Annotated in this window: 20 protein-coding genes; 9 read left to right on the top strand and 11 right to left on the bottom strand. The window is 48.6% G+C overall.

Going from position 1 to position 21,855, the window contains the following annotated elements:
• Positions 1 to 2 precede the first annotated feature (2 nt).
• The 3 genes from yihI to L4D76_RS14110 form a co-directional block, all read right to left on the bottom strand.
• Positions 3 to 545, bottom strand: a complete 543-nt coding sequence (gene yihI / locus L4D76_RS14120; protein ID WP_428441529.1) for a Der GTPase-activating protein YihI — start codon at positions 543 to 545, stop codon at positions 3 to 5.
• Positions 545 to 1,186, bottom strand: a complete 642-nt coding sequence (locus L4D76_RS14115) for a class I SAM-dependent methyltransferase (RefSeq protein WP_428441528.1) — start codon at positions 1,184 to 1,186, stop codon at positions 545 to 547. The genes yihI and L4D76_RS14115 overlap by 1 nt, the downstream gene beginning before the upstream one ends.
• 740 nt (positions 1,187 to 1,926) lie before the next feature.
• Complete coding sequence (locus tag L4D76_RS14110) at positions 1,927 to 2,544, bottom strand: c-type cytochrome (protein ID WP_428441527.1); 618 nt, start codon at positions 2,542 to 2,544, stop codon at positions 1,927 to 1,929.
• Between the two features lie 157 nt (positions 2,545 to 2,701).
• On the opposite strand from L4D76_RS14110, the gene yihA reads away from it, so the two are divergent.
• The gene (yihA, locus tag L4D76_RS14105) at positions 2,702 to 3,379 is read left to right on the top strand and encodes a ribosome biogenesis GTP-binding protein YihA/YsxC (protein WP_428441526.1); all 678 of its coding nucleotides are present in this window, start codon (positions 2,702 to 2,704) and stop codon (positions 3,377 to 3,379) included.
• Positions 3,380 to 4,139: 760 nt separating this feature from the next.
• Here the strand turns inward: yihA and spfP are convergent.
• Both spfP and polA read right to left on the bottom strand, forming a co-directional pair.
• On the bottom strand, positions 4,140 to 4,187 hold the full coding sequence (gene spfP / locus L4D76_RS28940) for a small protein SpfP (protein ID WP_438616993.1): 48 nt from the start codon (positions 4,185 to 4,187) through the stop codon (positions 4,140 to 4,142).
• 195 nt (positions 4,188 to 4,382) lie between these two features.
• Positions 4,383 to 7,154, bottom strand: a complete 2,772-nt coding sequence (gene polA, locus L4D76_RS14100; protein ID WP_428441525.1) for a DNA polymerase I — start codon at positions 7,152 to 7,154, stop codon at positions 4,383 to 4,385.
• Positions 7,155 to 7,543: 389 nt separating this feature from the next.
• Here polA and elbB point away from each other — a divergent pair, with 389 nt between their 5' ends.
• Complete coding sequence (elbB, locus tag L4D76_RS14095) at positions 7,544 to 8,194, top strand: isoprenoid biosynthesis glyoxalase ElbB (protein WP_428441524.1); 651 nt, start codon at positions 7,544 to 7,546, stop codon at positions 8,192 to 8,194.
• A gap of 245 nt (positions 8,195 to 8,439) precedes the next feature.
• Here elbB and L4D76_RS14090 read toward each other — a convergent pair whose 3' ends face one another.
• From L4D76_RS14090 to recQ, 4 genes are all read right to left on the bottom strand, one after another.
• Complete coding sequence (locus L4D76_RS14090) at positions 8,440 to 8,877, bottom strand: GNAT family N-acetyltransferase (RefSeq protein WP_428441523.1); 438 nt, start codon at positions 8,875 to 8,877, stop codon at positions 8,440 to 8,442.
• An 86-nt stretch (positions 8,878 to 8,963) separates the two neighbouring features.
• On the bottom strand, positions 8,964 to 9,659 hold the full coding sequence (locus L4D76_RS14085; protein WP_428441522.1) for a 7-cyano-7-deazaguanine/7-aminomethyl-7-deazaguanine transporter: 696 nt from the start codon (positions 9,657 to 9,659) through the stop codon (positions 8,964 to 8,966).
• Between the two features lie 143 nt (positions 9,660 to 9,802).
• Positions 9,803 to 10,138, bottom strand: a complete 336-nt coding sequence (locus tag L4D76_RS14080) for a DUF3630 family protein (RefSeq protein ID WP_428441521.1) — start codon at positions 10,136 to 10,138, stop codon at positions 9,803 to 9,805.
• Positions 10,139 to 10,190: 52 nt separating this feature from the next.
• On the bottom strand, positions 10,191 to 12,038 hold the full coding sequence (gene recQ, locus L4D76_RS14075) for an ATP-dependent DNA helicase RecQ (RefSeq protein WP_428441520.1): 1,848 nt from the start codon (positions 12,036 to 12,038) through the stop codon (positions 10,191 to 10,193).
• Between the two features lie 264 nt (positions 12,039 to 12,302).
• On the opposite strand from recQ, the gene rarD reads away from it, so the two are divergent.
• The 3 genes from rarD (at position 12,303) to ggt (ending at position 15,989) form a co-directional block, all read left to right on the top strand.
• Entirely contained in the window at positions 12,303 to 13,214 is a 912-nt protein-coding gene (gene rarD, locus L4D76_RS14070; protein ID WP_428441519.1) for an EamA family transporter RarD, read from the top strand.
• A 207-nt stretch (positions 13,215 to 13,421) separates the two neighbouring features.
• Entirely contained in the window at positions 13,422 to 14,078 is a 657-nt protein-coding gene (locus L4D76_RS14065) for a LysE family translocator (RefSeq protein WP_428441518.1), read from the top strand.
• A gap of 135 nt (positions 14,079 to 14,213) precedes the next feature.
• On the top strand, positions 14,214 to 15,989 hold the full coding sequence (ggt, locus tag L4D76_RS14060) for a gamma-glutamyltransferase (protein ID WP_428441517.1): 1,776 nt from the start codon (positions 14,214 to 14,216) through the stop codon (positions 15,987 to 15,989).
• Positions 15,990 to 16,094: 105 nt separating this feature from the next.
• On the opposite strand, the gene uvrD is transcribed toward ggt, so the two are convergent.
• A complete protein-coding gene (gene uvrD / locus L4D76_RS14055; RefSeq protein ID WP_428441516.1) occupies positions 16,095 to 18,266 on the bottom strand; it encodes a DNA helicase II in 2,172 nt (723 codons plus the stop codon).
• Between the two features lie 331 nt (positions 18,267 to 18,597).
• On the opposite strand from uvrD, the gene L4D76_RS14050 reads away from it, so the two are divergent.
• From L4D76_RS14050 to L4D76_RS14035, 4 genes are read left to right on the top strand one after another with little or no spacing between them, the layout of a single operon-like run.
• Positions 18,598 to 18,861, top strand: coding sequence for a BufA1 family periplasmic bufferin-type metallophore (locus L4D76_RS14050; protein ID WP_428441515.1), 264 nt, complete (start codon positions 18,598 to 18,600; stop codon positions 18,859 to 18,861).
• 26 nt (positions 18,862 to 18,887) lie between these two features.
• Positions 18,888 to 19,724, top strand: coding sequence for an MNIO family bufferin maturase (gene bufB / locus L4D76_RS14045; RefSeq protein WP_428441571.1), 837 nt, complete (start codon positions 18,888 to 18,890; stop codon positions 19,722 to 19,724).
• Complete coding sequence (locus L4D76_RS14040; RefSeq protein WP_428441514.1) at positions 19,702 to 20,535, top strand: HvfC/BufC N-terminal domain-containing protein; 834 nt, start codon at positions 19,702 to 19,704, stop codon at positions 20,533 to 20,535. Before bufB ends, L4D76_RS14040 begins: the two co-directional genes overlap by 23 nt.
• The gene (locus L4D76_RS14035) at positions 20,535 to 20,990 is read left to right on the top strand and encodes a DoxX family protein (protein ID WP_428441570.1); all 456 of its coding nucleotides are present in this window, start codon (positions 20,535 to 20,537) and stop codon (positions 20,988 to 20,990) included. Before L4D76_RS14040 ends, L4D76_RS14035 begins: the two co-directional genes overlap by 1 nt.
• Positions 20,991 to 21,126: 136 nt before the next feature.
• Here the strand turns inward: L4D76_RS14035 and yigB are convergent, their stop codons facing one another.
• Entirely contained in the window at positions 21,127 to 21,843 is a 717-nt protein-coding gene (yigB, locus tag L4D76_RS14030) for a 5-amino-6-(5-phospho-D-ribitylamino)uracil phosphatase YigB (RefSeq protein WP_428441513.1), read from the bottom strand.
• Positions 21,844 to 21,855: the final 12 nt, after the last annotated feature.

Below are 21,855 nucleotides of genomic sequence, written 5' to 3'. Positions count from 1 at the left end.
GGTTACTCCTTATCGAACGAGTCTAAATCCATGTTCTCAAACTGATCAAGTAGGTCTTCATCAGTTTTTGCACCCTTGCGTACCGGCGCTTCTTCGTTAACGTCAGGCTCTTCTTCTTCAAGCAGGCCTAAGCGTCCCATTAGATGTTCGATACGGTCTAACTTCTGGTCAACTTGCTTCTGCAAGCCTGAACCGAGCTTTTCACCCGCTTCGATACGATCTAACAACACCATCAATTGCGCATCATTTTCCAACATAGCCAGTTCTTGCTCTGCACTCAGGCGTCGCTCTTTCTTGGTTGTTGGTTTCGCATCAACCACTAATGGTACCGGCTTTTTACTGCCCAGACGCGGGTCTTTCTTTTGACCATTTGCGCGATTCGCTGAATCCAGGCCTGCCGAATGGCGGCTTCCTGATTTCAAGCCTTTACGCTTTTTGTCTTTCTGGCTTTTACGCGCTTCAAGATCAATTTGTGAGGTCGATTTTTCGCGGTATACAGCAGGACCTTCAGATCCTACACTGCGACTTCTTTTCTTACGGGTCATTACTGGGTTTTCCTCAGTAAAATCACATCATTTCCAACAAACTCGACTTCCAGACCGTCACGTTCCGCTAAATAACGGAAAGTATCCTGGCTGAAGAAGCTCACGTGGGTTGGGTCGTTTTTGTAATACCATTGCGCAAAGGCATCTGTATTAATTACTAACTTCGTCATGATCCCCAGCCATCCGCCAGGTTTTACCATGCTAAGCAGTAGCCCCCATTCCTTCGCAGGCGTGTAAAAATGTTCAATAGCCTCGGTACAGGTAACAAAATCATATTGTTTTTCTAATACCGAAGGGGTTTGAGCAAAATATGGGTCATATATCGCCATATTATACCCCATCTCGGTCAACATTAGGGATAATGTCGGGCCGGGGCCACTACCGAAATCCAGCCCTTCACCCGGTTTGTCACCGACTCGCTGGGCTAACGGCGCGGCAAGACGATTGAGAAAACGGCGATACCTTTCGTCTTCCGGGTTATTTTCATGTTGATCGTAAACGTTTTTTTCTTCTTCAGGTGACAGTCGAGACGCCGGATCTGCAAAGATAATTGCGCAATCTTCACAGCGAAAATACGCGCGACGTTTATCTTGAGAAAAGTCACTGGCCGAATGGCCATTGCATAGTGGGCATGTCTGCATCGTTCTGCCTCCGAAAAATGAAGCCGAAACATAACAGAAAGCCAATAAAGAAAAAAGCGACAGGTATACACCTGTCGCTCTATGGGGCAGCCATTGATTGGCTTGTAATTCTGTCTAGTCAGTCCTTAACCAGTAAATAAACATCCCGGTTTGACAACAATCCTTTTGTTATTAGTGCTTTCCTTGCAAGACTTATGGTTCTTCATCACCCTGATGAATTTTCGTCTTCCGTGCCACACTCCGTGTTAATGCGGTTTATCCTTAACCGGCTTATCCATTAAGCACGTTATCGTCCTGATAACTGAAATCACCATCCATGTGGCTAGTTCGGGCTTCATGCCCATGCCATCCTGGCGCTTTCCTATCCTTCGCCGCTCTCCCTGTCGACAAGGCATACTTTACGCTGATTCAGTTGGCATACAAGGTAGCTGACATACGCCTTTTTTCTGAAATATTATTTCAACATGGCTAAGCGGCTGATCCATCGAACATTGACAACTAAACCCTGATTATCTTTCATCAACATTCACCATCACGAATGGCAGATCTCTTACACGCGGCTCAGCATTTATCGATTTTCCACTATTTGTCCTGGTCTTTTTGTTGCTAACTTGCATTTATTGCAGTTCGCGGCTACGTCTAACCATAAGCACAATCTGCAGGCGCCCTTTGCCGCGGGACAAGTAGCAAAAAGGCAGCGGAAAGCTGCCTTTTAAATTCCAACACTGAAATGTGAGCACTTAGTGTAGACCACCCACATACTGAGATAGAGAGGTGATTTCATCATCTGACAGTTTTGCCGCAACCGAGCGCATCATCTCGTTCATATCATTATTACGCTGGGCGGAACGGAATTTCTCAAGTTGAATTTTCACGTATTCAGCGTGCTGACCCGATATTTTCGGGAAACCCGACAGGCTGGTGCCATTACCGCGAGGACCATGGCAGGCCGTACAGGCTGCAATGCCGCGTTCAGGATCACCAAAACGATAAAGCTGCTGGCCAACGGCTACCGAAGATTCCGGCGTGATGTTATCCGATATTGATAATGTTGAAAAATAAGCGGCTAAATCTGCCATGTCTTGCTCAGACAATGGCATTGCCATACCGCCCATCACCGGATCGTTACGGCCTTGCTTACCACCCGTAGACATCGCTAACTTGAATTCCTTGAGCTGCTTTTCAAGATAGCCAGAGTGCTGGCCAGCAATTTTAGGATATTGCGCAATCATGCTATTACCATCGGCGCCGTGGCAAGCGGCACATACTGCAGCTTTCGCTTTTCCAGCTTCTGCATCTCCCTGGGCCCAGGCTGAGCAACTGGCAAGAAGAGTCAATATCAGTGCTAATTTCTTCATGACATTCCGTTTATAATTATAGAGCTTCCAGTACCACAAGTAATGCTCAGTAACATGGTATACAATGCGGCCACAAACCGAGCACGGTTTGGTACATTTTACACAATTTCACATAAAAGTAATCAGTCGACTACATGAAGACTTGACGGAGTTAACAGTGAATCAACCTCTCAACTACAGAAATACAGGCTTCATCACAAGTGCACCAGATATTCGCCACTTGCCACAAGATACAGGCGTTGAGATCGCATTTGCTGGCCGCTCCAATGCAGGTAAGTCAAGTGCACTGAACCGCATTACCGATCAGAAAAGCTTAGCGCGTACATCGAAAACCCCAGGACGGACACAATTAATTAACATGTTTGAGGTAACTCAAGGATGTAATCTAATCGATTTACCGGGCTACGGTTTTGCTCAAGTGCCATTAGAAATGAAGATTAAATGGCAAAAAGCGCTGGGTGAATACCTGCAGAAACGTGAATGCCTGCAAGGCTTGGTGGTCTTAATGGATATCCGCCACCCAATGAAAGATCTCGACCAGCAAATGATTTTCTGGGCGATCGAAAGCCGCCTTCCGGTTTTAGTGCTGTTAACTAAAGCTGACAAAATGAAAAGCGGTGCACGTAAATCACAATTACTAAAAGTACGCGAATCCGCAAAGTCTTTTGGTGGTGATGTACAAATCGAGCTGTTCTCTTCACTGAAGGGAATTGGTCTTGATCAGGTTCGTCGCAAGCTGGATTCATGGTTTGCACCTGAACTGGAACGCCAGCAAATGCTGGCAGCAGCAGAACATGGCAATACAGATGCTGCAATAAGCGATAATAATGAATAATCATTAACGCTTTTCAGTTGAAAATGGCGCTAAGGACAGGGCCATAAAAATTCCCCACCTTCCAGGTGGGGCAACGGGAGAGAAATAGGAGGTTTTTTTGTTTTTGTCCAGAAAGCATCAATGATTTTCCCACCCAACGCAAGTGCTTTATGCCGTTTTTGCTGGTTCTTTCACCGGGCATAATGGCGTGATTTCCGCAATATCCCCACCCAAACCCCACATACCAATGGTTTATTGACCAATTTCCAGCTGATTATTTTGCGGAGGGAATTAAGTGGCTTTTTTCACCATCAACAGCCGATTTTTATGGAAGTTAATTACAACATTAACTCACAGACAAAAAAAAGCCATCCTCAACAGAAAGGATGGCTATTTCACGTCTTTGCAGGCTAGCCGGTCTAATGGACCCGCTACCAATAACAAATATGAACAAGAAGCCAATACATTATAACCCCTTCAGATTAAAATTAAAGTAATTACTCTAATTTCAGATCAATAAAAATGCAGATACTCAATAGACTTGCTCTCTCAATATCACCACAGAGTGGCCAACCGGCATAAATCAGGCCGAACATTAGACATTCGGTTATAAAACGAGCGAAGTTAAGGCGGAAATGAAAACAAAGGTCGAAATTTAGATAGCGAAAGTCCGCCACATTAGCAGCTAGATTGATTGCAAAAAGAAGAAATAAAACAGAAAGGAGATTTTTTGGGATGCTGAAATAAAAAACGCCCTGGTCAAACGACCAGGGCGGCTGAATCAGCCAAATCCAATAACGTGAAACAAAAGGTCTGAAAGATAGAACATCTTACCTCTGTACCCTACGCAGATAACTGTATATCAATTGAGCAGATAAGAAAAGTAAAAGTTGTAGTTTTTTTTCACGCATTCGTAACTAAATTTTACAACAGGTAATTTAGCGAGCATTTATTTAATGCAAAAAAAAAGCCGACACAGTGTCGGCTTTCATTTTTTCATTGTCAGCGAGAAAACTTGAAACCCTTAATGGGCCTGATCCCAGTTGTCACCGAAGCCCGCGTCAGCAATCAGCGGTACTGCCAGTTCCGCGGCGGATTCCATCAGACGGCGCACTTCCTGCGATACCGCTTCCAGTTCAGATTCCTGTACTTCAAAGACAAGTTCGTCATGTACTTGCATTAACATCCGTACACGATCCGCATCCTGTTGCAAAATCCACTGATCCACCAATACCATCGCGCGTTTAATAATATCGGCGGCCGTGCCCTGCATTGGCGCATTGATGGCAGCGCGCTCTGCGGCTTTGCGGCGCAGACCATTACGTGACTTAATGTCTGGCAGATATAAACGACGACCGAATAAGGTTTCAACATAACCTTGCTCACTCGCTGTCGTGCGGGTGCTTTCCATATATTCCAGCACACCCGGGTAACGCTCGAAATACACATTCATATAGTCTTGTGCTTCGTTACGTCCCATCCCCAGCTGTTTCGCCAGGCCAAACGCGCTCATGCCATAGATCAGACCGAAGTTGATTGCTTTGGCACGACGACGTTGTTCAGTGGTTACCGACTCAATCGGTAAGCCCAGGATCTCGGCAGCGGTTGCCGCGTGAATGTCTTTACCCTGCTGAAACGCATCCAGCAGGGCTTTATCGCCTGACAGGTGCGCCATGATCCGCAGTTCGATCTGTGAATAATCGACAGCCAGAATTTTATACCCGCTCGGTGCAATGAAAGCCTGACGAATGCGGCGGCCTTGTTCATTACGAACAGGTATATTCTGCAGGTTAGGATCGCTCGATGACAGACGCCCTGTTACTGTCACGGCCTGGTGATAAGAAGTATGCACCCGACCCGTTGATGGGTTGACCATCTTCGGCAACTTATCGGTATAAGTTGATTTCAGTTTGGCCAGACTGCGGTATTCCAGGATCAGTTTGGGTAATGGATAGTCTAACGCCAGTTCCTGCAACACTTCTTCATTGGTCGAAGGGGTGCCGGATGGGGTTTTCTTCAAAACAGGCAAACCCATTTTCTCAAAAAATATCGCTTGTAACTGTTTGGGGGAACTTAAATTAAATTCTTGCTCTGCAATCTCGAATGCTTTTTTCTCAAGCTCATCAAGACGTACTGCAATTTCTGAAGATTGCGCGCTCAATTGCATGCTATCAATCAAAACACCGGTACGCTCGATACGCGACAGTACCGGCACCAGCGGCATTTCAATGTCTTCAAATACCGACTTCAACTGCGCATTGGCTTCTACTTTAGCAATGAGCATGTTATGCAAGCGTAGCGTGATATCAGCATCTTCAGCGGCATAAGGACCGGCCTGCTCTAAATCAATTTGATTAAACGTCAGCTGTTTTTTACCTTTACCGGCAATGTCTTCAAAGCTGATATTTTTGTGCTCAAGGTAGCGCAGGGCCAGGCTGTCCATATCATGGCGCCCGACCACGCTGTTAAACACGTATGACTCCAGCATGGTGTCATACTTAATTCCCTGCATCTCAATGTCGTAACGCGCAAGAATACTGGCATCAAATTTCAGGTTCTGGCCGACTTTCACCTGTTCCTGATCTTCCAGCAATGGCTTAAGCTGAGCCAATACCCAGTCGCGATCCAGCTGCTCTGGTGCATCCAAATAGTCATGAGCGACAGGAACATATGCCGCTTTACCTTCTTCTACAGCAAATGAAACACCCACCAGATCCGCGGTCATGTAATCCAGACCATCGGTTTCGGTATCAAAGGCGACCACATCTGCAGCCTGGAGTTTTTCTAGCCAAGCGTTAAAACCGGCTTCATCTAACACGGTTTCATAACCACTGCGATCAATGGTTGGGGCCACCACTTTTTTTTCTGCTGCCGACTCTGCCGCTTTTTCGTAAGCAACAATTTTACCGTCACCACCATCGAGCATTTCTGCTAGCCAGCGACGGAACTGTAACTTACCAAATAAACTCGTTAGCGCATCGGTATCAGGTTCGCCTTTACGAAGATCTTGCGGCGCGCTATCTAGCTCGACATCCAGTTTAATGGTTGCCAGCTGATAAGACATATATGCTGCATCTTTATTGTCTTCCAACTTCTTCGGCATGGTTTTCGAGCCACGGAAGCCTAACGCCGGAATCGCCTCTAAGTTGGCATAAAGATCATCAAGGCCACCAATACCGGTTAATAAGGCCTTCGCGGTTTTCTCTCCGACTCCCGGCACACCCGGAATGTTATCGACCTTATCACCCATCAGCGCGAGATAGTCGATGATCAGCTCCGGGCCAATGCCAAATTTATCCACAACCCCGGCAGGATCCATCACAACATCTGTCATGGTGTTGATCAATGTGACATGCTTATCAACCAACTGTGCCATATCTTTATCGCCAGTGCTGATCAGTACTGGCATGCCAGCCTTTGATGCCTGGGTTGCTAACGTTCCGATCACATCATCAGCTTCTACCCCGGATATCGAGATCAGCGGCAACCCCATTGCCTTGATCACAGCATGCAGAGGTTCAATCTGGCTTCGGAGATCATCCGGCATTGGTGGACGATTCGCCTTATATTCCGAGTACATATCATCACGAAAAGTCTTGCCCTTGGCGTCAAAGATCACCGCCACATGCTCGGTGGAAAACTGACGCAGCAAACTACGCAGCATATTAACAACACCATAGACCGCACCTGTTGGCTCACCGTCAGAATTAGTAAAGTTGGGAGCAGCATGATAAGCACGATAAAGATAAGACGATCCATCAATCAGGATCAGGGGGTTTTCTGGGATAGTTGCCATAAAGGTATTCTTATATCCGGGGATGAAAGAGTTAAGTAGAAGTACTTCATCACACAGATTTTACTTCATTCAACGCTGAAAATAGCAAAATTTGTCAATGAGCGACTAGAATGCCATGAGAGCCTGTAAGTGTTAACTGATGTTTTCCACCTGCCGCCGATTATCTGTGGATAACTTTGTTAGTATTTAATTTCACTGAATTGATCAACAATATAATAAAACCAGCAATCGCCAAATAAAACAATAAATATCAATAACTTGCCCGCACAAGCAAAAAGTGATCCTCGATCCTAAAATGATCATTAATTGTGGAAAAAGTTAACAGACCGATCTGAAATAAGAATATCTGAGAGTAAAAAACGACAAAAATGACTAGGAAGGAGGCCAAAATGAAGAAAATTGCGGTAATTTTAAGCGGTTCTGGCGTTTTCGACGGTACAGAAATCCACGAAGCCGTATTATCTCTACTGGCGATTGAACAAGAAGGAGCCAGCTGGCACTGCTTCGCTCCCAACATTGATCAATACCATGTCATCAACCATTTAACGGGAGAGCCGACCACAGAAACCCGCAATGTCTTAGTGGAAGCTGCACGGATCGCCCGGGGTAATATTGAAGATGTCGCAAACTTAAATGCTCGTGATTTTGACGCACTGCTCATTCCTGGTGGCTTTGGTGCTGCAAAAAACCTGTCTGATTTCGCCTTCAAAGGTGCCGATTGTGAGATCAACCCTGATGTCAAAAAGGCCTGCCAGGCTTTCGCGCTGGAAGAAAAACCGGCGGGTTACTTGTGTATATCCCCAACATTGATTCCGGCCATTTACGGATCGGGAGCAAAAGGGACCATAGGGAATGATGCTGACATAGCAAATACATTTAATGAAATGGGGGGGGAGCATATTAACTGTCCGGTGAATGACTTTGTACTCGATCAGAAACGTCGGTTACTGACGACCCCGGCATATATGCTGGCAGGCAATATTTCTGAAGCGGCAAGCGGGATCAATAAACTGGTCAAACAGCTGGTACAGTTAGCATAAACAAAGAAAAAGCGGCGCCACTTAAGTTCTTAAAAACGAATAAGTCGGCGCCGCTCAGCAGAAGTGGTGTTTTTTGTTTTCAGCCCTACACTAAAAACATTCAACCGTCGCTGAAGTACACTGGAAGCAATGTGAGCAATGTCGTGCCTTCAAAACAAGTGGTGTAGTCTTTCCCCTCTCGCCCGAACGCCCGCTAATAGTAACCATTCTCATTTAAGTTGCAAGCACTTTGTTGATAACAGTTGTCATTTGGTCGCCAGTATCTTCACAAAATGCAGCCTATAGTCTTCCAGTCCGTCTTTTTTCTCCATATGCTCAATGAGATAACCGTTTCTTAGCAACAGCCTCAACATCGCCGGAAAGCGGTTACGAGACTTGACCCGTAATTCCTCAAAGCCTTGCTCTACCGCCCAGGCTTCCTGTGTTTCAAGCAGAGACTGGGCCACACCACCACAACGCCCTTCGGGCGCTACACCACCCAGCCAGCTATAAAAACACGTCTCCGACAGACGGTAACCAATCTTGACCCCAACCAATTGCTCATCCTGCTCGGCAACCAGGATCAATGGCTGCCGGCCTCTTAGCCTAGCCTGCAAAGCCGTCTCATCCGCAGGTTTTGCAAACTCACCAATGCGGGCCAGTACCGCTGCTGCTTCAGCCACACTTGCCTGACGTATCTTCATCACTTCACTCCTAATACCAATCCCATCCCTGGTTGGTAGACGACTCACGGCATAAAAGAAGCCGGCTCATGGCCAACTCTTTTAGTCTAAATCAGCCCTTTCTGGGTCTCAAGCTTGGGACTGATGGTCGTTAAACGCTTTATGAAGTAGTTCAGCAACACACCATATACAGGGACGAACAAGCCAAGACTAATGATCAGCTTAAAGGTGTAATCCACCAGCGCAATTTCGGTCCAGTTTGCCGCCATGAACGGATCCGGACTGTTATAAAACGCAATCGCAAAAAACGCGATCGTATCAAGTGCATTACCAAAGATAGTCGAACAGGTTGGTGCTACCCACCACTGCTTCATCTGGCGCAAGCGGTTAAATACCGATACATCCAGGATCTGACCCAGCAAGTAAGCCATGAAACTGGCAATCGCAATGCGTGCAACAAACAGATTGAACTCACCTAAGTGGGCGATCCCCTGATATTCCCCCTGATAGAACAGCACTGACAAGCCATATGAGATAGCCAGTGACGGAGCCATCACCCGGAAGATGATCTTACGCGCCATAACGGCACCAAAAATACGCACGGTTAAATCTGTTGCCAGGAAAATAAACGGGAAGGTAAACGCGCCCCAGGTGGTGTGAAAACCAAAAACCGTAAATGGCAGCTGCACCAGATAATTACTGGAGGCAATGATCAGAAGGTGAAACAGAACCAGAAAAGAAAGGGCTTTACGCTGTTGTACTGAAGTAAATTGTTGTACTGGTGAAAATTGAGATCTAGTCATAATCAGACCTTTTTGTCATTGGGGGAGAGGGAACCCAAAATACCACCACTGTCTGGCTCTCATACCACACCGCAGTGACCGAAGGCGGCGATTATATACTCTGTTTATGGCGACGACCAGCATGTAAATATCTGCAGCGGCTTTCAGTCCATCAGGCTAAGTTGTTGTGGCAGAAGGCTGGCAATGAAAGAGAGGGTATCGCTATCGGCCGGTGACAACGTTTCTAGCCATAATGCGCCAGAGTAGTGCTCCCCTTTCAGCATCAATCGGCTACCTTCAAAATCGATCAGCCAGATATGCAAATCAGCATTCAGTTCCCGCTCAATCAGACAGGCATCAATACGTGTTAACAACAACTCGGCAATTTCAGGAAAGCTATCAAAATCAAATTCAGGGCCAGATAACAGCAGGCGGCTATGAACCAAATCTAATTCACGGGTAAAGAAAAATTCGCCGGAGGCAGACTGTGATGCCATCATTTTTATTCCTTCTTCAACGCATTGTTGCCGGACTTTACGCGTCCGGCATTTTTTATCGGTCGTTGAGTCCTGCCATCAGGTGCGCTTCGATCACACCCAGGAAGGCATTACCGTATTTTTCCAGCTTACGATGGCCGACGCCATTCACCGCCAGCATTTCCCCTTGAGATGTCGGCAGCATTTCCGCCATCTCCATCAGGCTGGCATCATTGAACACCACGTAGGGTGGCAGATCATCTTCATCGGCGATGGCTTTACGCAATTTACGCAACTTGGCAAACAACGCCTTATCATAGTGACGATTCGCCATCTTATCGCTTTTGGCACTGCGCGCAGCAACATCCAGACGCGGAACCGCCAATTCAAGTTCAATTTCCGCCCTTAACACAGAACGGGCTTTTTCGGTCAGTTGCAGCGTCGAGCTACGCAAAATATTCTGGTTGAGAAAACCGCGGTGGATCAGCTGACGTAAAATACTGACCCAGTACTCATGGCTGTGCTCGCGACCGATACCATAAGTGGTGAGTTTATCGTGGCCATGTTCGCGAATACGCTGGTTTTGCATCCCGCGCAGTACTTCCACCACATAACCAATACCAAAGCTCTGATTGACCCGATAAACACATGACAGCGCCTTTTGCGCCACTTCAACAGCATCAAACTGCTTTGGCGGATCAAGACAAATATCGCAATTGCCGCAAGGCTCTTCACGATATTCACCAAAATAGTTCAGCAATACCTGACGACGACAGGTTTGCGCTTCGGCAAACGCACCCATCGCATTGAGTTTATGACTTTCGACCTGCTTTTGCGGCCCTTCTTCTTTTTCATCCAGGCAACGGCGCAACCAGGCCAGATCCGACGGATCGTAGAACATTACCGCTTCCGCAGGCAGGCCATCTCGTCCGGCCCGGCCGGTTTCCTGATAGTAGGATTCAATATTACGCGGGATATCATAGTGCACAACAAAGCGGACATTGGGTTTGTTTATGCCCATCCCGAAAGCGACTGTCGCAACGACGATATGAATATCATCACGCTGAAAACTTTCCTGCACCCGGCCACGTTCTTCATGATCCAGCCCTGCATGATACGCCGCCGCACGAATACCGTTGTCACACAACTTTTCGGTAATTTGCTCGACCCGCTTCCGGCTATTGCAATAGACGATGCCACACTGACCGCGTACCCCGCTCAGATAACGCGTCAACTGTGCCAATGGCTTGTGCTTTTCCAACAAGGTGTAACGAATATTCGGACGATCAAAGCTGCCAAGGTAAGAATGGGGATGAGCTAAGCCAAGGCGGCTAATAATATCGCTGCGGGTCGTGTCGTCGGCGGTGGCCGTCAGCGCCATGATCGGCAAATTGTCGAAATGCTGTTTAAGCGTACCCAGTGCCGCATATTCAGGGCGGAAATCATGGCCCCATTGGGAAATACAATGGGCTTCATCCACCGCGACCATGCTCAGTGGCATCTCATACAGACGGTCGATAAAGTCCCGCATTAACACCCGTTCCGGCGAGACATAAACCAGCTTCAGCTCCCCTTCGCGCATGGCGCGATAGGTCTCCATCATCGCCTCTCGCGACATTGTCGAGTTCAGGTATGCCGCTGCCACCCCGTTGACATTAAGCTGATCGACCTGATCTTTCATTAATGAAATCAATGGCGAGATCACCAGTGTGATGCCTGGCAGCATCAACGCAGGGATCTGATAACACAGTGACTTGCCACCGCCGGTTGGCATGATCACTAAGCAATCCTGGCCATCGGCAACCGCTTCTATGACTTCCTGCTGGCCAACCCGAAATGACTGATAACCAAAGACATCCTGCAAGACTTGCTCACTGGATGGTAACGGTGCTGACTGACAAACCGCGGTGCTGCTAGATGACATAGAACGACTCTTTTAATATCGGGGCGAGCTATTCTATACCCAAACCACCTCAAGATGCGATATTCAGTGAACGACTCAACGTACTGTCAGCCGCATAAGAAGCAGACCCATTGATGTCATTAGCGAGATGTGAGCAATCATCAAAACAGCCCGTCGAAAAGAAGTAGTCATTATTGGCAGCCACCCCTTATACTGCTCACGCATCACTTTCTAGAAAAAATCAGCCAATCGACTTGAATTTATAAAACAACCAACTGGATAATCATGGAAGAACAAGCCCAAAAAACCCAACGCGGTGTGACCCTCGCCCTAGCCGCTTACACCATGTGGGGGATCGCCCCGATATATTTTAAAGCGTTACAACAGGTCAGTGCGTTAGAAATTCTCAGTCACCGGGTGATTTGGTCTTTTTTCTTTCTGGCGGGTTTGATTTATCTCAGCAAAGGCTGGGGCAAGATACGAGCGATTCTCCGCCAACCGAAAACCCTCATCATGCTGACGGCTACAGCACTGTTAGTGGGAACTAACTGGCTGATCTTCATCTGGGCGGTTAATAACAACTACATGCTGGATGCCAGTTTAGGCTACTTCATTAATCCCTTATTAAATGTAATTTTAGGGATGCTGTTTTTAGGTGAACGTCTACGCTCATTGCAATGGGTTGCGGTGGCTCTGGCCGCCTGTGGGGTCGCCGTCCAACTGATCCAATTTGGCTCACTGCCTTGGATTGCCCTGGCGCTAGCCGGTAGTTTCGGCTGTTATGGCTTACTACGTAAGAAGATTAATCTGGATGCCCAGACCGGGTTATTTCTCGAAACCTGTGTATTGTTACCACTGGCGGCCATTTACATTCTGCTGATCACCGACAGCCCGACTGCCAGCTTTGCCGACAATCCGTTAAACCTGAATCTGCTGTTAATGGCGGCAGGCATTGTCACCACCTTGCCACTACTCTGTTTTACCGGCGCGGCGACCAAGCTGAAACTGTCCACCTTAGGCTTTTTTCAATACATCGGTCCAAGTTTGATGTTTTTACTGGCGGTTTTGATCTACGACGAGCCTTTTAGCTTAGATAACGGTATGACCTTTGTGTTTATCTGGGCAGCATTGGTACTGTTTAGCTTCGATGGCATTAAGAGCCATCGCCGTAGCCGAAAACTATTGCCATCAGCCTGATCATTCCGTGCGGCCTGTAAATTTTTCACAAGCCGCATCACCTTGGCTTATGGTGTACTGATCTTAAGAGACAACCTAACTAACGCCATTGAGATATTTTTCTCCCTGTCATTTTTTTACAAGCAACCACTTCCCGCATCCGTCATGCTACAGACATAAGGCAATACCTGCCGTTCTACCGTAGAAAATTGAGTACAGCGAGTCACTATGCACGAAGTCACGACACTACTAACCCTACTTACCGTCCATGTTATTGCCTTAATGAGTCCGGGACCGGATTTCGCCTTAGTGGTGCAAAATGCCGGTCGCTATGGTCGGCAAACCGGGATCACCATTGCCCTTGGCTTATCGTTGGGGATTTTACTGCACTCAATTTTAAGCCTGACCGGTGCCAGTCTGCTGATCCACCAGCAACCTATGCTGTTTGCGGCCTTACAAGCGGCAGGCGGATGCTACTTGCTGTGGTTAGGCGTTTGTGCGGTCAAAAGTGTACTGCTACCGATATTGCGTCCGGCTTCCAGCCCTCAGAAACCGGCAACACCGCAGCGGGTGATTGCCAACCGTAAACAAGCATTAGCCAAAGGCTTTACCACCAACATTCTCAACCCGAAAGCGTTGGTCTTTTTCATCAGTCTGCTCTCGACCCTGGTGCCGGTTGATATGTCGTTCGGCGGTAAAATGACGGCCATTGCCATTTTATGGTTAACCGCATTCCTCTGGTTTGCGATGTTAGCCTGGTTGCTGACAGGACAACGTATGCAGCAAAAACTCCAGCACTGGACACCTTACATTGATGCCATTTGCGGTTTGTTATTTGTCACTATCGGCAGCATGATCCTGTTCAATCTAATCCAGCAACTGTAAATCGATGCATAGTGACTTAAAGGACGAAAATACTTGAGAACGAGCACAAAAAACGTTTAATAATCAGACACTGCCAGCACTCACTGTCACTCTGTATGCTACCTGGGCAATTAGCATGCGAGAAGGGAAAGCACTATGCAATGGAAAGCAGTTGGACGGTGGAAAGCATCTTACCTGGCGATATGGATAGCCATCGGGCTGGTAGCCCCGTCTTGTCTGGCTAAAAAACAGAGCGCAGACAGTGTCGCTCCCGAAGCTGCCACAGGATTAAGCCAGCAAACATTAGTGACGGGCACCGAATGGATGGTTGCAGCAGCCAACCCCTACGCCAGTGAGGCGGGTGCCGCCATGTTACGTCAGGGGGGCAATGCGATTGATGCCATGGTGGCAACCCAGCTGGTACTCGGTTTAGTCGAGCCACAGTCGTCAGGCATTGGCGGCGGTGCCTTCCTGGTTTACTGGGATGCCGAAAAAGCAGCCCTCACGACCTTTGATGGCCGCGAAAAAGCGCCATATGCCACCACCCCACGTTTATTCCAGAATAATAAAGGCGAACCACTGGCCTTCTTTGATGCCGTAGTTGGCGGCCGCTCCGTAGGCACGCCGGGTACCGTCAAACTGCTGTGGCATACACATCAGCGTTTAGGCAAACTGCCGTGGAAAGCACTGTTTGATCCGGCGATGACACTGGCGCTGGAAGGTTTCACCGTGAGTCCTCGTTTAGCCAAATTAGTCGAAAGCGATCAGGAATACTTGCAGCGCTCAGCCGAGAGTAAAGCCTACTTCTTCAACCAGGATGGCTCACCAATCAAAGCCGGACAAACCCTGAAAAATCCCGTTTATGCCGAGACGTTAAACCAGATCGCCGAAAAAGGTGCCAGCGCCTTCTATCATGGACCGATCGCCAAAGACATCGTTAAAACGGTACGCGAGGCCGAAGGCAATCCTGGGGTACTGAGTATTATGGATCTGGCAACCTATCAGGTAAAAGAACGCCAGCCGATCTGCGCTCCGTATCGCCAGTACTCTATTTGCGGGATGGGGCCCCCAAGCTCGGGAGCATTAACACTCGGACAGATCATGGCGATGCTCAGCCATTACCCAATGGAGAAACTGGGCCCGCACAATGTTCAAAGCTGGCGTTTGCTCGGTGATGCATCACGCCTCGCTTTTGCCGATCGCGGCCGCTTTATGGCTGATAGCGACTACGTTCCTATGCCAACAGAAGGGTTACTCGCCCCCGCCTATATTGAACAGCGTGCGACTCAGCTCAAAGGAGAAAGAGCATTAGCCGATGCGAAAGCAGGAACACCATTCTGGTCACATAGCATGCGCTACGCACCGGATGAATCACTGGAGCTGCCATCAACCAGCCATTTCTCGATTGTCGATAAAGAGCGCAACATGGTGTCGATCACCACCACCATTGAAAATGGCTTTGGCTCACGCCTGATGGTGCGCGGTTTTCTGCTCAACAATGAATTAACCGACTTTTCGTTTCGTAGCCATGTTGATGGCGCCCCCATTGCCAACCGTATTGAGCCAGGCAAGCGCCCTCGCTCGTCCATGGCACCGACCATCGTATTAAAAGACGATCAGCCCTACCTGGCGATTGGCTCGCCGGGCGGAAGCCAAATCATCGGCTATGTTGCCAAAACCCTGATCGGCCATCTCGATTGGGGCTTAAACCTGCAGCAGGCGATCAATCTGCCGAACATGAACAACCGTTTTGGCGCGTTTGAATTGGAACAAGGCACCACCGCCGAACAATGGGCCCCCAAGCTGGAGCAACTTGGTTTTAAGATCAAAATCAAACCGCTCAACTCCGGGATTCAAGCCATTCGTCTTGATGGCAAGCAGCTCATTGGCGCGGCCGATCCTCGCCGCGAAGGTAAAGTGATCGCCCGGTAAATGACCGCGGATAAAAACCAAAAGCCCCTCACATACAAGTAATAACTCGTATGGGAGGGGCTTTTTAATCGGCAGTCACTTTGGCTTACTTCGCCTTGATTGGTATTACATCGGCTGAAGCTTGGCGTACTGAGTAACCAGCCATTTGATCCCTTCACCGTTAAAGGCAACCTGTACCCGGCTCTGGGCACCGCTACCTTCAAAGTTAATGATGGTACCTTCACCAAATTTTGTATGTTGTACCCGCTGGCCTAAGCTGAATCCGGTTTGGTTGAAATTGTCATTGACCTGAGTCTGGCTGAACCGGCCGCTGCTGGCAGGACGCGACACCTGCGCTTTCATCCGCACTTCTTCAACATATTCCGTCGGAATTTCACGAATAAAACGCGATGGCTTATGAAAATTATCTTTACCGTAGAGACGGCGCATTTCCGCATAGGTGATGTAGAGTTTCTGCATTGCACGGGTCATGCCCACGTAACACAGACGGCGTTCTTCTTCTAAACGGCCCACTTCTTCGGTGGTACGCGAGCTCGGGAACATCCCCTCTTCCACACCGACCATAAAGACAACCGGGAACTCCAAGCCTTTAGCGCTGTGCATAGTCATCAGCTGCACGGCATCTTCAAAGTCATCAGCCTGACCTTCACCAGCTTCTAATGCCGCATGTGACAAGAACGCAGACAACGGACTCATCTCTTCCGCTTCTTCCGGCACTTCAAACTGACGTGTTGCCGTCACCAGCTCTTCCAGGTTTTCAATACGCGCCTGGGCTTTTTCACCTTTCTCTTGTTCATACATCGCCCGCAGACCCGAATTGCGGATCACGGTATCCGTTTGCTGGAACAAGGGCAGTTCACGGGTGTCGTCTTCCAGCGCATTGATCAGTTCGATAAAGCGACGCAGTGAGTTTGCGGCACGCCCCGCCAGTACCTGCTCTTCCAGCAGGGCAATACAGGCCTGCCACATCGTCGCCCCGCGATCCCGCGCGGCCAGACGAATGGTTTCCAACGTGCGATCACCCAAACCACGGGTTGGCGTATTGACCACCCGCTCAAACGAGGCATCATCATTACGATTAGCCGTCAAACGTAAATAAGCCAGTGAATCTTTGATTTCCTGACGTTCGAAGAAACGCATGCCACCATAAATTCGGTACGGTAAACCCGCTTGAATTAACGCTTCTTCCAGTACCCGTGACTGGGCATTGCTCCGGTATAAAAAGGCCGTGTCACTTAACGTGCCGCCTTTCTCGCGCCACTCTTTAATTTTACCGACCGAAAAGCGGGCTTCATCCAGTTCATTGAATGCCGAGTAAAGTGAAATCAGCTCACCTTCTGCACCTTCCGTCCATAAGTTCTTGCCCATCCGCTCGTTGTTATTGGCTATAAGCTCATTGGCAGCGTTTAGGATGTTGCCCGTCGAACGGTAGTTCTGTTCAAGGAAGATCGAAGATGCATTGGTGAAATCACGCAGGAAACGCTGGATATTCTCGACCTGAGCACCGCGCCAGCCGTAAATTGACTGATCATCATCACCCACGATCATCACATTACAATCAGCCCCGGCCATCAGGCGCAGCCAGGCAAACTGAATGTTGTTGGTATCCTGAAACTCATCGACCAGTATGTGTTTAAAGCGCGCCTGATAATGCTCACGGATGTGCTTGTTATCACGCACTAACTCAAAGGCACGCAGCAGCAACTCGGCAAAATCAACCAGACCGGCACGATCACACGCTTCCTGATACGCGGTATACACCCGCAGCCAGGTTTTTTCCACCGGATCGCTAAACGTCTCGATGTTGGCCGGGCGTAAGCCTTCATCTTTTTTGCCGTTGATGTACCAGGCGGCCTGACGCGCTGGCCAGTGTTTTTCATCCAGGTTCTGCGCTTTGATCAAACGGCGCAGCAAGCGCATCTGATCGTCCGAATCGAGAATATTGAAATCATCCGGCAACCGGGCATCCAGATAATGGGCACGCAGCATGCGGTGGCACAGACCGTGGAAGGTGCCGTTCCACATTCCGGCTGAAGAGCCTTGCATCAATTCATTGATACGCCCGCGCATTTCAGCAGCCGCTTTGTTGGTAAACGTCACTGACATGATTGAATAAGGCGATGCCTGCTCAATCCGCATTAACCATGCAATACGATGGACGAGCACACGGGTTTTACCACTGCCAGCACCCGCCAGCACGAGGTGGTTACCTAACGGCGCAGCCACCGCTTCTCTTTGTTTGTCATTGAGGCCATCTAACAGGAGTGAAACGTCCATCGCAATCTACTGGTTATTTATACAATGGTAATGATTATACCCAAATCACCTCAAGATGCGAAACTCTGCATCTTTCGATGGTTTGGGTATATACCCGCTCATTTTAAGAATGCTTCGAGAACTTTACCGCGACTCTCTTCCTTGCATTTTTCTTTTTGTTCTATGCTTGACTGAGCCCGATTGTTAAGCAAGATAAAAAAAGTTAAAGAAAAGTGAAATTAAATACCTACTTAGCCTTTCTTATGTTCCGAGAGCGCTTTAAAGCGCCATCCAAAACGAAAGGTAACGTTGCTAAGCACAGCAACAGTCAGCGTATTAAAGAGGAATCATTATGAAAAAGACTAACATTGCCGTAGCCACTGCTTTCACAGGCCTACTTGCACTAGCAGGTACCGCTTTGACAACGACCACAGCTGTCGCGGCAGAAGAAAAAGAGAAGTGCTACGGTGTTGCAAAAGCCGGTAAAAACGACTGTGCAACGAAAACCGGCTCTTGCGCAGGAACCGCAAAGGTCGACGGCCAGAAAGATGCGTTCATGATGGTACCAAAAGGGCTGTGTGACCGTTTGGCCGGTGGTTCAACAGAGGCGAAATAATTTTGAGCTTGCTGACACAGCAGCAGATGGTTGGGGTGGGCTTACGCTCTCCCCACATATCTCAAGTTATAGAGCAGCGGCCTGATATCGGGTGGTTCGAAATTCACAGTGAAAACTACTTCACTCCGACATCGATCGCCCGACAGCAATTACGCCAGGTTGCCGACCACTATCCGATCAGCTGTCATGGTATCGGACTCTCTTTAGGGTCGGCGGATCCGTTAAATCGCGAGCACCTGATGCAGCTAAAGCAGCTGGTGGATGAAATTAATCCGATTGCGGTTTCTGATCACCTCAGCTGGAGCTCTGTCGACGGACAGTTTTTTAACGATCTGCTGCCTCTGCCTTATACCGAAGAGGCGCTGGATAATTTTTGCCGCAAAGTCGATCAGGTACAGAATTTTCTCGGCCGCCAGTTTCTGGTTGAGAACCCTTCCAGCTATCTCAGTTTTCAACATTCTGCGATACCGGAATGGGAGTTTTTACATCAGGTACAACAACGCACCGAGTGCGGATTGTTGTTAGATCTCAACAATATTTATGTCAGTGCCTTTAATCATGGCTTTGACTGCAACCAATACCTCGCCGCCTTAGATCCGTCTGCGGTGAAAGAAATCCATCTCGCCGGCTTTACCGTCAAGCAATTTGATGACGGAGAGATCTGGATAGATACTCACAGTAAGCCCGTCAGTCAGCCTGTCTGGCAACTGTATCGCCAATGGGTGCAACAGCACGGAGCCGTGCCCACTCTGATTGAATGGGATTTAGATATTCCCGAACTGGCGGTGTTATTGGCAGAAGCTGATAAGGCCAACACGATTCTGATGCAGGAGACACCGCATGGCCAAATTGCCATCCCATAATGGCTCTCTGCATCAACTGCAACGCGCGTTTGCCGAGGCGCTCCATTATCAGCCCAGTGACATCAGCGAACAGATTGCCAGCGGCCCGTTTCCGGCAGAGCAATTGATCCAAGTCTACCGTAACAATTTTATTATCGGTTTGTCGGAAGTCCTAGAGGCAACCTATCCCGGAGTCAAAGCCGTGGTGGGAGATGAATGCTTCAGCCAACTGGCACGCCAGCACATCCTGTCTCATCCTCTGCAGCAAGGGGATGTCAGCCATTATGGTGAGGGATTAGCTGAGACCATCAACGACACCGCCGAATTAAGCCAGGCAGTGCCTTATCTGGCTGATTTAGCCTTGCTTGAATGGTACGTTGACCGCGTCACCTACCAGCCGGTGATTAACCCTCGGTTTCCTTTGCACAAACTGCAGGGCTTAGCGGAAGCTGATTTCCCGGCGTTACAGTTTGAAGTCCCACAACCGACCCGGTGCCTCGACTCAGACTTCGCGGTCGTCACCCTGTGGCAGATGATCGCCGATGATAATTTTGAAGATATCGATATCAACCAGCCAGAATCGGCAGTGATCCAGCATCGTCCGGATCAGATCCTGGTGATGAACACCAATCAGGCTGCTACCGCATTAATAGCCCTGAGCCAGCAACAACACTGCCTCAGTGCAGCCAGTGACGCTATGCTGGCGATGTTAGGAGAACTGGTGCAGCGGCAAATTTTTTCAGACGTTAGTATTAATTCAGATCGTACTAATGAAAAGAGTACCGCTTTAAATAGTACCGATCGGGATCATGCGCCACAGGGAGATAAATGATGCTGAATTTCATTAAACAGATCGATGGTATCTGCCAGCGTATCGCAGAGCCTTTAATTCCATTCTTATTGTTATTTACGCGCTTGTGGGTAGCTTGGGTATTCTTTAAATCCGGCATGGTGAAATACTCCAGCTGGGACAGCACCTTATATTTGTTTGAGTATGAATATCAGGTACCGCTGCTACCCTGGCAGATTGCTGCGTATATGGGCACGGCTGCAGAGCTGATCTTACCGGTCGTTCTCGCCTTAGGCTTGTTTACCCGTCCGATGGCACTGGTGCTGTTTGTCTTCAATATTATCGCCGTGGCCTCTTACCCGTTGCTGTGGGAAAAAGGCTTCTATGATCATCAGCTGTGGGGCATGATGATACTGGTTAATGTGTTCTGGGGAGCCGGGCTGTTCTCGGTCGACCGGCTCATCGGCAGCGAGCCGAAACCCAGCTTGATCCAGTAATATATACCCAGTTATTATCCAATAACTGTTAAAAAGGCGACCCGTGGTCGCCTTATTGATATCCAAACCACTTCAACATCCGAGGTTCAGCGCTTCCTCTGGGAACTCAATGTGAGCGAGAGGTGTGTCGGAATGGTCAGATCAAATCAAGCAGACGCTTCAACTGACAGATTTCAACATCCGGCAGATAACGGATTCTGGGTTCGTTATTTAGCTGGCGCCCCTGATCGTTATACCAGCAAGCCTGAAAGCCATTTTGCTTCGCACCACCAACATCGGTGACCAAGTGATCACCAACGTGCAAGATCTGCTGTGGTGACAATCCGAGCAATGCTGCGGCCTGAGCAAACATATCCGGCTCGGGCTTGGCTAAACCATCACGCCCCGCCACCAGCACCCGAGAAAAATACTGACCTAAGCCAATTTTATCTGCATCGACATTACCATTGGTGATCGCCAGCAAAGGAACTTGCTGTGCCAGCTGAGTCAGTACGCGATGGGTTTCCTCTGGAACGTCAATCTGATTACGAACCGTCAGTACAACGTCAATACCATGCTGTGCAGCCTGCTCTGCCCGGCGTTCAAGATATCCTAGCTGCATCAGCCCGATTTTCAGCAGCTGGTGACGCCATAAGGTGACGTTATGTTTCAGCATAGGATCGGCTTGCACTAAGCGATGCTTGAGCGCTGTCCAGTCTTGCTTGCTGACACTATGGCTACAGGGATGGTACTCCGCCAGCCAGTCATGCATTGCCTGCTCTGCACGTCGGATCACCGGACCGTTATCATACAAAGTATCATCTAAATCAAACGTCAGTGCTTTCACTGGCTGGAGGTTTCGATAGAACTGCATCAGCTTCCTCTG

This window comes from Photobacterium sagamiensis, from assembly GCF_050337085.1.
Taxonomy (GTDB): Bacteria; Pseudomonadota; Gammaproteobacteria; order Enterobacterales; family Vibrionaceae; genus Photobacterium; species Photobacterium sagamiensis.
This window is presented reverse-complemented; position numbering and strand designations above follow the sequence as displayed.

Coding starts and splice junctions, on each gene's coding strand:
- yihI (WP_428441529.1), bottom strand. CDS start 545: ATGACCCGTAAGAAAAGAAGTCGCAGTGTAGGATCTGAAGGTCCTGCT.
- L4D76_RS14115 (WP_428441528.1), bottom strand. CDS start 1,186: ATGCAGACATGCCCACTATGCAATGGCCATTCGGCCAGTGACTTTTCT.
- L4D76_RS14110 (WP_428441527.1), bottom strand. CDS start 2,544: ATGAAGAAATTAGCACTGATATTGACTCTTCTTGCCAGTTGCTCAGCC.
- polA (WP_428441525.1), bottom strand. CDS start 7,154: ATGGCAACTATCCCAGAAAACCCCCTGATCCTGATTGATGGATCGTCT.
- elbB (WP_428441524.1), top strand. CDS start 7,544: ATGAAGAAAATTGCGGTAATTTTAAGCGGTTCTGGCGTTTTCGACGGT.
- L4D76_RS14090 (WP_428441523.1), bottom strand. CDS start 8,877: ATGAAGATACGTCAGGCAAGTGTGGCTGAAGCAGCAGCGGTACTGGCC.
- L4D76_RS14085 (WP_428441522.1), bottom strand. CDS start 9,659: ATGACTAGATCTCAATTTTCACCAGTACAACAATTTACTTCAGTACAA.
- L4D76_RS14080 (WP_428441521.1), bottom strand. CDS start 10,138: ATGATGGCATCACAGTCTGCCTCCGGCGAATTTTTCTTTACCCGTGAA.
- recQ (WP_428441520.1), bottom strand. CDS start 12,038: ATGTCATCTAGCAGCACCGCGGTTTGTCAGTCAGCACCGTTACCATCC.
- rarD (WP_428441519.1), top strand. CDS start 12,303: ATGGAAGAACAAGCCCAAAAAACCCAACGCGGTGTGACCCTCGCCCTA.
- L4D76_RS14065 (WP_428441518.1), top strand. CDS start 13,422: ATGCACGAAGTCACGACACTACTAACCCTACTTACCGTCCATGTTATT.
- ggt (WP_428441517.1), top strand. CDS start 14,214: ATGCAATGGAAAGCAGTTGGACGGTGGAAAGCATCTTACCTGGCGATA.
- uvrD (WP_428441516.1), bottom strand. CDS start 18,266: ATGGACGTTTCACTCCTGTTAGATGGCCTCAATGACAAACAAAGAGAA.
- L4D76_RS14050 (WP_428441515.1), top strand. CDS start 18,598: ATGAAAAAGACTAACATTGCCGTAGCCACTGCTTTCACAGGCCTACTT.
- bufB (WP_428441571.1), top strand. CDS start 18,888: ATGGTTGGGGTGGGCTTACGCTCTCCCCACATATCTCAAGTTATAGAG.
- L4D76_RS14040 (WP_428441514.1), top strand. CDS start 19,702: ATGGCCAAATTGCCATCCCATAATGGCTCTCTGCATCAACTGCAACGC.
- L4D76_RS14035 (WP_428441570.1), top strand. CDS start 20,535: ATGCTGAATTTCATTAAACAGATCGATGGTATCTGCCAGCGTATCGCA.
- yigB (WP_428441513.1), bottom strand. CDS start 21,843: ATGCAGTTCTATCGAAACCTCCAGCCAGTGAAAGCACTGACGTTTGAT.